We start from the raw sequence: 9,421 nt of genomic DNA on the forward strand, positions 1-9,421 counted from the left end.
TATTGATGGGCATATCTTGTGTGTAAGTCCTATGCCAATCCGATTTGTAAGAATTTCAAGTTACAGATCCCTGGGTTTTTTGATAACTCAGGGATTTTGTCTCTTACCAATGATTTCAACTTACAAAAAATAAATTATCACAATTTAATTGCCTATTGCCTCTTGCCTATTTTACTTTCAAAGGAGAAGGAGGAGCAGATAATACAATAATATTTCTCACATTACTAACGTAACGACCTCCAGCTTTGTCACCTGGAACTACTAAACGAGCAAATCCTTCATCTGCTAAATATACGACTTTACCATCACTACCTTTTTTTGCAAAGGCAACTAGTACTGTTTTTCCTTCAAAGTTGGGTTGAATTTCTCCAATAGCCACTACTGCACCATAACAATCTGTAGCTTCAACTAAAACATATTGTCGTAGAAAAGAGTTTTTAGGATTCACTCCAGAATTTCCAGGCTTGAGGCCACTTCCTGCTTTTGGATTATTAATCAACTCCCATAAGGGAACTCCATAGTATGTTTCTGTTCTTGGCCCTGAGCCAGTTTGAAAACTGACAGTAATTTCAGTAACTAATCCTGGATTTTGATTTTTTAAAGTATTCCGCAAATTTTTCAGCTTGTACAAGTGATAAGTAGTTGGATTATTGAGTTCTCCATCCAACCGAAAACTTTGTGAAACACCTCCAGCACACTTATTTTTGTTCCAAATAGATGCTATCTTTTGTTCTCGAATCTTGGGAAGACTACTATTTGAGTCAGCTAAAGTAGGCTGCCAGAAAACGAGCGTTGATAGTATTAAAGATGCAATGGATATTTTGCGCCTAAAACGCATAAAACATTTCTCCGTTTCTTAGGGAATATTGAAAAAGTTACAGCATAATTCAAAATTAAACCAAGCTGTATGTTTCGTTTGTAACCTGAAGTTCTATACTTCAGTAATTTAAAATTTTCTGTAGATAGTTTTGGTCAAAGGTGTTTAGTTAACCAAAATTAGTGTCTTTATCGGCAAAACTAAGCCAGTTGACAAGAAATTTTGTTAGAAAACATAAAAGCTTCAAATTGTTCACCTCTCAACTCTTTACCACACGACACAAAATAGCTAGTTTTCAATATGAGTTATTAAAAACTAATGAATCAACAACCAAAATTAGCTGCAAATCTCAGAAGAGGTTTGCATTTTTCTAAATGAATTCAGTGTATCTGTGCAATGTACTGAAGATAATACCAACTTATTGAGTAAAATACCAAATATTATGGTAATTAAACCTTAACAAAATTAATTTTTATTTCTTTTTAAAATAATGAGGCTTTATATTGTAAAGAAATTCTCTGCTATTATTTCCCTACTGAATAGTTAAATATCAAGCTAATAAACTCAAGCAATTGTGTAAAGCCTACACTGCATCTGAAAAAACCCATTATCCTGTCGTCTATCCCATTGCCTCTAAAAACTCCCCAATTAAGTTATGGTTTCATAACAAATACCAAAAGGATTGTTTAATACCAATAAATTTGGTATTGTGACTTTAAATTATTTTTGCGAAATTCGCCTAAGTAATTTCCTGAGGAAATTTTTTTTAGAAATCCTTAAGGAAGTACCGAGTATTTCCATATTGCCCTACTTCTGATTGCAAGCGGGGCAATAGATTGTTGTGAAATTTGTACTAATTGGAGTGAGGTTTAATGAAATTATCTCAAAAACTCGGATTTGCGATTTCTGGAATCACCAGCGTTTTTATGAGTACAGTTGTGGTTACTAATACTCACATTTTGAAGGCACAAGCTACTCCCAAACAACCAACAGAAAATCTGGTAGTCAACGGAACATTTGCAGCAGATCCACTTTTAAGTCCTTACGATCGCACTAGAAATAATCCTTTCATTTCTGGATGGTTTAATAGCATTGGTGGTGATATTGCCTCTAATATTTTTCTCGAAAATTATACAGTTGATAATGCTGAAAATTATTCTTTAAGTGTACGTCTTGCTCCACGTTACGACGATAACGGGCCGACTTTTACTTACATTTCACAGAAACTCAAGACTATACCAGGTCAGAAATACGAACTGAGCTACTACCTAGCAAACACAGATGACGATCCAAATGAGAATATATTTCAGACATATGTGGGTGGAAAATTAATCGATCAAAAAGTCAATGTTCCCTTTCAAGGTTTCACAAAATATACCTATTATTTTGTAGCAAAATCACAAACCACAGAGTTAAAGTTTGCTAGCAAGCAACGCTTTTACTGGTACAACCTAGATAATGTGAGTGTTGTTCCTGTAAATAAATTATCAAAAAACGAAATATCCAAGCCAGAACCATGCCCTTCTTCTATCCCAGCAGCGAAACTTGTATTTACTACTTTTGAGATTCCTAATTCTATTACTACTGAGCCTCAAAGTATCAACGATAAAGGAGATATTATTGGATATTTTCGCACCAGCGAAGGAGATCGTGGTTTTTTAAAGCAAGGAGCGAGCTTCACTACCTTTAATTATCCTAATGCACTTCTCACGTATGCTAATGGCATCAACAATCAAGGGGATGTTGTCGGTTCCTATTATCAGAACACGGTGTATCATGCATTCTTAAAGAAAGGAAATAGCTTCACTGATGTTGATGTTCCTGGTGTAGATCCAGCTTTTGCTCAATTCTTTAGCAATCAATCAGCTAGAGATATTAATAACCAAGGACATTTTGTCGGATTTTTCCGTGACAATACAGGAACTCACGGTTTCTTAAAGAAAGGAAATACTTATAGTTCCTTTGATAACCCTAATACGACTTACCAGTATACGATCGCCAACGGCATCAACGATTGGGGAAACATTGTTGGATTCTTTCAAGACGCCAAAGGATATCATGCTTTCTTAAAACGAGGAAGATACTTTACTAATTTTGATGTGCCTGGTGCAAATTTTACCCACGCCAGTAGTATTAACAATCAAGGGGATATTGTTGGATTTTTCTATGACGGCATAGCAAATCGTGGTTTTTTGAAGCAAGGAAACAGCTTCAGCGTCATTAATGTCCCTGGTGCATATTCCACCTATGTATATGGCATCAATAATCAGGGCGATATTGTTGGATTTTTCTACGATGGAACGAAAAGACGTGGTTTTATAGCCAGGAAGAAAGGTTGGTAGCCTTGAGAGCTAGGGGAGATGGGGAGATAAAGAGAATAACTCCTGAGTCAACAATCTACACTCAACACCCCTAATGCCCCAATTTTAGGTAATGCTCTGAGTGCGATCGCTGTTAGCATAGCTTTGGCAGAACCTTGTGAGAAGTTGCTTGAAAATTCAGCAAGTATACTCAAAAGCTCTCGCTAAAGCTCTGTTAGTGAAATTATTAATTAACGTCCTATGAATTGGAGTGCTGCATTACCAACTTTTTTTATTACCTTAAGAGAAGGCGTTGAAGCCGCTTTAGTTGTCGGCATCGTGTTTGCGTGTTTACAACAAGCTCAACAACAAAAATTACAGCGTTGGGTTTACTTAGGAGTTTTCATCGGTATCTTAGCGAGTTTTGTATTTGGTTTGTTAATTCATGTAGGACTACAAGGATTGCAGACATCTAAGCAGCTCTATGCGCCTGTTTTCAAGCAACTTTTTGAGGTGGGATTAGGCGTAATTGCGATCGCCATGCTCAGTTGGATGCTAATTTGGATGACACGACAAGCACGATTTCTCAAAGCTGAGATTGAAGGTTCTGTCAAAAGTGCCTTGGGCGGAACTGATAGCGCAGGTTGGGCAATTTTTAGCTTAATTTTTATTGCTGTGTTTCGCGAAGGTTTAGAAACAGCTTTGTTTATCGTCGCTAAGTTTCAAGAAGGTTTGACACCAGTTTTAGGTGCAATAGGAGGATTAGCGATCGCTGTTGTCATCGGAATGCTGCTATTTAAATGGAGCATCCGAATTAATTTAAGCCGATTTTTCCAAGTAATGGGTGTGTTGCTACTGCTGATTGTCTCCGGGTTGGTAATTTCTGTTCTGCGCCATGTTGATGCTGCGGCGATCGCTTTTAGCCAAATCAACCCTGAAGTCTTGGGTATTTGCGGACAAGGAAATACATCTTGCCTTTTAGGCCCCCAAGTTTGGGACTTCTCAACCATCTTACCTGACCGCCAGTTTCCTGGTATTTTGCTCAAAACCTTATTTGGCTACACCCAAAAACTGTATTTAGTTCAAGCTGTCGGTTATCTGCTTTTTTGGATAACCATAGGTGGACTTTATTTCCGCAGTCTCAGCCAACCAACACAATTAAAACCAGCAGCCAAATCTAGTTAATCTCAAAATACTATTTTGGAATTCAGACGTTCCTAAATTCCGGTATGTAGAGACGTTGCAATGCAACGTCTCTACAGATTTTGGTATTTTCTATAATTACGAATTCTATTGCCCGATGTCATTAATATTTATTCCTCCATTTATAGAACAAATCAACAGCGAAATTGCCCGTGAGGCTGGTGTTAATTTGTCTGTACTACGCCTCGATGTTATGCACCCGTCGGTTAATGGAAATAAATGGTTTAAGTTGAAATATAACCTTTTGGAAGCGAAGCAGAAAAATTTCACGAGGCTGCTTACCTTTGGCGGTGCTTATTCCAATCACATCTATGCAACCGCAGCCGCCGGTAATCTTTTGGGATTTGATACTATCGGCGTAATTCGTGGGGAGGAAAAGTTACCACTGAATCCAACGCTGAGTTTTGCTGTGCAGCAGGGTATGGAACTTGTGTACGTTTCACGGGAGATGTATCGAGAACGCAACACAGCAGCGCTACACGAACATCTGCGACAGCGTTTTGGCGAGGTGTTTATCATTCCTGAAGGCGGTAATAATTTAAACGGCGTGCGCGGTTGTACAGAGATAATTAGTGAAGCTATGCCTACGGTGGTCACTGAGCTTCTTGCCCTGAGCGACGCCGAAGGGTGTCGAAGTGCTGGCTACGCCTTTGATTATATTTGCCTAGCCTGCGGTACCGCTACAACACTGGCTGGGATTGCGCTTTCGTTGCATCAAGGACAAAAAGCGATCGCTTTTCCTGTGTTGAAAAATGGCGCTTTTCTGAGAGAAGAAATCGAAAATCTCTTGACAAATTACCTCGCCTCTGGTGTACCAACTCCATATAGTTCTCCTGCTTGTTGGGAATTAATGTGTGATTATCACTTTGGCGGCTATGCAAAAGTGAATCAGGAGTTGCTACGATTCAGCCAGGAATTTGGCGAAGCGCACGGCGTACCTCTCGATTACGTATATACTGCAAAAATGTTTTATGGAGTGATGGATTTATTGCAGCAGGGATTTTTTAGTAAAGGCAAAAGTTTACTGCTGGTACACACAGGTGGCTTACAGGGTAATGTTGGTATGGAAGAAAGGTTGCAGAAAATTTCTCAAATGTAAGGATTCTCTACTCTACCTCAATACTTGTCGGGTTTTGGGGAAAAGGGAAAGAAAAAACCTTTACCCTTTTGCTCAAACCAAATTCCGAGTTCAAAATGCTTAACTGAGCACTATTGTAGTCTACCTCTGAGCGCTTGGAGTGTCCTGGTGTCGATTAGGGGGGATCGATAAGTTCGTGAAGGGGGCAGCTATGGGAGGGCAGAGGCTCCGAATCAGAATTCCCTTCAGCCTGGTCGGTGAGCTTGTCGAACTGCTGCCTCCTGCCCTCTGCCTTTCTTGCTAAAATCACAGTCAACTACTTTTCAAACAATCTCTTAAAAATAAATCTAATAAATTATGATATTTTTGATAATGAGATAATACCTTTTTCACAAAATTAATGCGTGTATTTAAATCTCCTTGTAGAAGAAAAAAAGGAATTTTTCTCAAAATTAGATCGTTCTTAATCTGTTTTTGAAATATACTACGATTTGCTTCTCCAGAACGATCCCAAGTATTATCATAAGGTATATCTGTATCACAAAGAAACACCAAATCATATCGCGATACAGCTTGATGTGCTAGTTGCGTTAACTCTAAAGCAACGGTTTTGTGATAGTACAAAGAAAATTGATAGGTTGTTAGTGCGTTAGTATCTGTAAACAAGTATTGGTTCGCTTGCAACAGTAAAGTTTCTTCACGTTCTAAATGTACTTTGGCAATCTCCACAAGTTGAGAAAGCGAAAGTCGCCTTTCTATTTGATGTTGTTCCCAATATTCACGTCCATATTCTGGCATCCATACAGTTTTGTATTCTTTTGCTAATTGGGATGCAATAGTTGTTTTACCAGTGGAGGGAGCGCCTAGAAAAACAACATTAGTAATTAGATCGCGGTAAACATTAGGATGTAAATAATCTCTAAAAGCATAAGGGTTTTGTCTTACTTGCGTTCCTGAGACGAAGAAAGTTTTGCGATCTGTATCTACAAGTCGATTAACTGCTCCCAATGCAATGCTTACGTGTTCGCCATAAAATTCACTAGAGTAAAAATGTGTAATCCTTTTTGATTCTAATTTTTTAAGGATATATTCTTCGTGCTTTTTCTTAATCTCAGGTGTATCACCAATTTCTGTTGGCCCATCCCACGCCTCAATCACTTCAATTGTGGGGTAAAGTTTTCGCAGCCAGTTAGCCCTAACTGTTAAAGGAATGGCAGTCACCTCTGGACAATCATAAACGATCGCTAGCACTTCATCCATCTCTGCTAAGGCCGTCTCAATCACAAATTGGTGTCCTCTGTGGAGAGGAGCATATTTACCTAACGTGAGTCCACAATTACCAGTCATAGTTTCGCTTTTACAGCAGATTGCAAGTAAGTGAGTTACAACCAGGACTGATTCATCAAATACAAAGAGTTTCTAATTTCTGCCTTCAGCCTCCTACCTCCTGCCTTCAGCCTTCAGCCTCCTGCCTCCTGCCTCCTGCCTTCAGCCTCCTGCCTCCTGCCTTCTACTTAGAATTATTTAACTTCTTCATACCATATACCAACGGTTTCAAAAGCAGCATAGGCAAGCTTGAGAAAATTCACTACTCTTTGTTTGCTGATTATGCCAAATTCTTTATACTGTCTTGCATCGGCAAATGTTAATCTGTGCTGGTCGATAATATTTCTTTCTTTATATGCAAGTTTGGGAAAATCTATAGCCTTAATATTATATTTTTTTACTATCTCTTGGATTGTCACATCAGAATTTACGTGTTCCCAGTCATCGCATAGACCTAAATTTCTTACTAATACATGAGGAACTTTGCCACCATAACTATTTACAGATTGCTTAAATAGATTTAAGCTGTCATACCCTCCTGTTGACACAAACCACTTACAAAAATATACTCCTTGTGATTCTCCCAGTTCAATTAACTGATTCTTCTCGATCCATTCCTTGACTGCCCGATGAGATTGTGCCGCTAGATTAGCAATCACTGTCTTATTCATTGCGATCTCAAAGATTTTATCCGCCTTGTCAGCTTGCTTCTCATCTTCTGTAAAAACTGCATACTGGCATATCCCCTTATACACGCCAGCTACATCTGGATTTGACCTATCCGTTTCTACTGGTATAAACGGCATATTCTTATCCAGACAATACTGAATCATTGTTCTAGCGACTATAGACTTACCTACCCCTCCCTTTTCCCCATCTATCAAATGAATTGTTGGCATAGTTGCACTCCTTATATCTTTAAACTTAGTATTGATTTTCGCTCAACAATGGGAACAATACCGCACTCTTTACCAGATTTGACCGAACGATTCGCAATTAACCGCTAAGCGGGAAGCAAGCTACGCAATTTTGAAGGCAATTGCGAGGTAATAATATCACGTTGTTAAAAACTCAACTACCCCTCTGGCTGCTTCCCTTGCGCTTGGTATCGATCAAGGGATTGTTTAACCAATACCAGCTACAGCGATCGCTACTTTTGGATCTTACGAGCAAGTTGTTAGAAAAACCAATGCTGAGGGAAAACTTAAAACTAGACCTTGTGCTGAAGACGCGATCCCACAGCCGCAGGCTGCCAATTACAAGATTTCATCACAGAAATCGCAAAGTATAGTTTTCATCCGTAGGGTTAGTTTTATGTCTACACAGGCTGAAATTTTAATTTAAATATGCTGATGAAATTAGTTCTAACACTGGTTCAATGGTTGCTTATAGGGTTTGCTGGTTTGATGTGTCTGAGTATGTTACTGAGTAATCAAATTCTGCCAGCGATTATAATTGCCATCAGTGCCCTGATACTAGTACCACCGCTTCAGACTGCGATCGCTGCAAAGCTACCATCGGGGCTAAACTCACCAGTCATTAGATTTGTTGTGTTTTTTATTCTCTTTTTCATTGGTTTCAATTTGGGTAGCCCTCATCTGAAAACCTTGGATAAATTCAGTCTCTGTACTTCTTTGCAACAGGGAGTTTGTCCCAAAAACCTCACTCACTTTGTAGAAAATACATCGAAACTCTATCTGACAACAACTCCGAAAAATATTTCAGAAAATAGTCCCGTAGAGCTTGAACTAAAATACTTTCCTGAACCTAAAAAAGAAGAAGTAGTAAGCAAAATTCAAACTAACTTGAAACTACAAAATGGCAATGCCCAGTTTGAACTAGCTCCCAAAAATTTGCCAGTAGGAGCATACGAAGTCAAGCTCACAATAGGTAATTTGATTAAAAATCAAGCATTTTCTGTCTGGCAGTCTCAGGCAGAAGCTGAACGCCGCAATTCTGAAACTCTGAAACAGGCAAATACAAAGGTTGCTAAGATTATTCTTTGCAATAAGGAAAAAGATAGTGGTTGCCAAGATGATGCCTCTGTATTTCCTTCCGGAATCAAAACAATTGCTGCCAAAGTTGATGTAGATTCTGCTGCCAAAGATGTTGGACTGAAATTTACCTGGAATTATTTACTGACAGGTAACCAAAAAAACGAGCCAGCGAATCAAAGCAAAGTAAGTAACAACAAGAAAGAAATTGCCAGCGATGTACAACAGTTAAATAGTAAAGTTGGTTATTTTACATATTCAATCAGCACAGGCGATCGAGGTTTTCCACCCGGAAACTACGAGTTAATTGTTGCCCCAGAAACAAATAATGCTAAACCTATTCGCAGAGAGTTTACTATCAAATAAACTTGATTTCTAGCAAGCAATACGCCCACCGTGTACACGCAAGTCTTTTGACCTGCACCTTTGTTGCATCGCCCTGCACCTTTGTTGCATCGCCCTGCACCTTCGTTGCATCGCCCTGCACCTTTGTTGCATCGTCCTGCACCTTTGTTGCATCGCCCTGCACCTTTGTTGCATCGCCCTGCACCTTTGTTGCATCGCCCTGCACCTTTGTTGCATCGCCCTGCACCTTCGTTGCATCGAAGAGCAAAAATTAACACCAATTTGAAAAAAGAATGCGACACATAGACAACACCCCTCCCCAACCCTCCCCTTGACACTACGGTGTACACACAAGTCG

The 9,421-nt window shown here is 39.2% G+C and carries 9 protein-coding genes; 5 read left to right on the forward strand and 4 right to left on the reverse strand.

What is annotated here, in order from left to right; translation table 11 throughout:
• Nucleotides 1–166: 166 nt before the first annotated feature.
• Nucleotides 167–838 carry a hypothetical protein gene (locus H6H03_RS20875; protein ID WP_190956989.1) on the reverse strand — a complete coding sequence of 224 codons (672 nt, stop codon included), beginning with the start codon at nt 836–838 and terminating at the stop codon, nt 167–169.
• 851 nt (nt 839–1,689) lie between these two features.
• Between H6H03_RS20875 and H6H03_RS20880 the strand changes: the two genes are divergently transcribed.
• The gene (locus H6H03_RS20880; RefSeq protein ID WP_190956990.1) at nt 1,690–3,159 is read left to right on the forward strand and encodes a hypothetical protein; all 1,470 of its coding nucleotides are present in this window, start codon (nt 1,690–1,692) and stop codon (nt 3,157–3,159) included.
• Nucleotides 3,160–3,206: 47 nt separating this feature from the next.
• Here the strand turns inward: H6H03_RS20880 and H6H03_RS41390 are convergent, their stop codons facing one another.
• Nucleotides 3,207–3,332, reverse strand: a complete 126-nt coding sequence (locus H6H03_RS41390; RefSeq protein WP_277926172.1) for a hypothetical protein — start codon at nt 3,330–3,332, stop codon at nt 3,207–3,209.
• 46 nt (nt 3,333–3,378) lie between these two features.
• On the opposite strand from H6H03_RS41390, the gene H6H03_RS20885 reads away from it, so the two are divergent.
• Together H6H03_RS20885 and H6H03_RS20890 are read left to right on the forward strand one after the other, a co-directional pair.
• A complete protein-coding gene (locus tag H6H03_RS20885) occupies nt 3,379–4,302 on the forward strand; it encodes an FTR1 family iron permease (protein WP_190956991.1) in 924 nt (307 codons plus the stop codon).
• A gap of 115 nt (nt 4,303–4,417) precedes the next feature.
• Entirely contained in the window at nt 4,418–5,419 is a 1,002-nt protein-coding gene (locus H6H03_RS20890; protein ID WP_190956992.1) for a 1-aminocyclopropane-1-carboxylate deaminase/D-cysteine desulfhydrase, read from the forward strand.
• 291 nt (nt 5,420–5,710) lie between these two features.
• Here the strand turns inward: H6H03_RS20890 and H6H03_RS20895 are convergent, their stop codons facing one another.
• Complete coding sequence (locus tag H6H03_RS20895; RefSeq protein ID WP_190956993.1) at nt 5,711–6,745, reverse strand: AAA family ATPase; 1,035 nt, start codon at nt 6,743–6,745, stop codon at nt 5,711–5,713.
• Between the two features lie 173 nt (nt 6,746–6,918).
• Complete coding sequence (locus H6H03_RS20900; RefSeq protein WP_190956994.1) at nt 6,919–7,623, reverse strand: mobilization protein; 705 nt, start codon at nt 7,621–7,623, stop codon at nt 6,919–6,921.
• A gap of 453 nt (nt 7,624–8,076) precedes the next feature.
• On the opposite strand from H6H03_RS20900, the gene H6H03_RS20905 reads away from it, so the two are divergent.
• Entirely contained in the window at nt 8,077–9,084 is a 1,008-nt protein-coding gene (locus H6H03_RS20905) for a hypothetical protein (RefSeq protein WP_190956995.1), read from the forward strand.
• 60 nt (nt 9,085–9,144) lie between these two features.
• Complete coding sequence (locus H6H03_RS20910) at nt 9,145–9,369, forward strand: hypothetical protein (RefSeq protein ID WP_190956996.1); 225 nt, start codon at nt 9,145–9,147, stop codon at nt 9,367–9,369.
• The last annotated feature ends 52 nt before the right edge of the window (nt 9,370–9,421 follow it).

Source organism: Nostoc paludosum FACHB-159 (assembly GCF_014698835.1).
In the GTDB taxonomy this organism is placed as follows: Bacteria; Cyanobacteriota; Cyanobacteriia; order Cyanobacteriales; family Nostocaceae; genus Nostoc; species Nostoc paludosum.

Excerpts from the sequence above, each read along its gene's own strand:
- H6H03_RS20900 (WP_190956994.1), bottom strand. The coding sequence starts at position 7,623 with ATGCCAACAATTCATTTGATAGATGGGGAAAAGGGAGGGGTAGGTAAG.
- H6H03_RS20875 (WP_190956989.1), bottom strand. The coding sequence starts at position 838 with ATGCGTTTTAGGCGCAAAATATCCATTGCATCTTTAATACTATCAACG.
- H6H03_RS20890 (WP_190956992.1), top strand. The coding sequence starts at position 4,418 with ATGTCATTAATATTTATTCCTCCATTTATAGAACAAATCAACAGCGAA.
- H6H03_RS20880 (WP_190956990.1), top strand. The coding sequence starts at position 1,690 with ATGAAATTATCTCAAAAACTCGGATTTGCGATTTCTGGAATCACCAGC.
- H6H03_RS20885 (WP_190956991.1), top strand. The coding sequence starts at position 3,379 with ATGAATTGGAGTGCTGCATTACCAACTTTTTTTATTACCTTAAGAGAA.
- H6H03_RS20905 (WP_190956995.1), top strand. The coding sequence starts at position 8,077 with ATGAAATTAGTTCTAACACTGGTTCAATGGTTGCTTATAGGGTTTGCT.
- H6H03_RS20895 (WP_190956993.1), bottom strand. The coding sequence starts at position 6,745 with ATGACTGGTAATTGTGGACTCACGTTAGGTAAATATGCTCCTCTCCAC.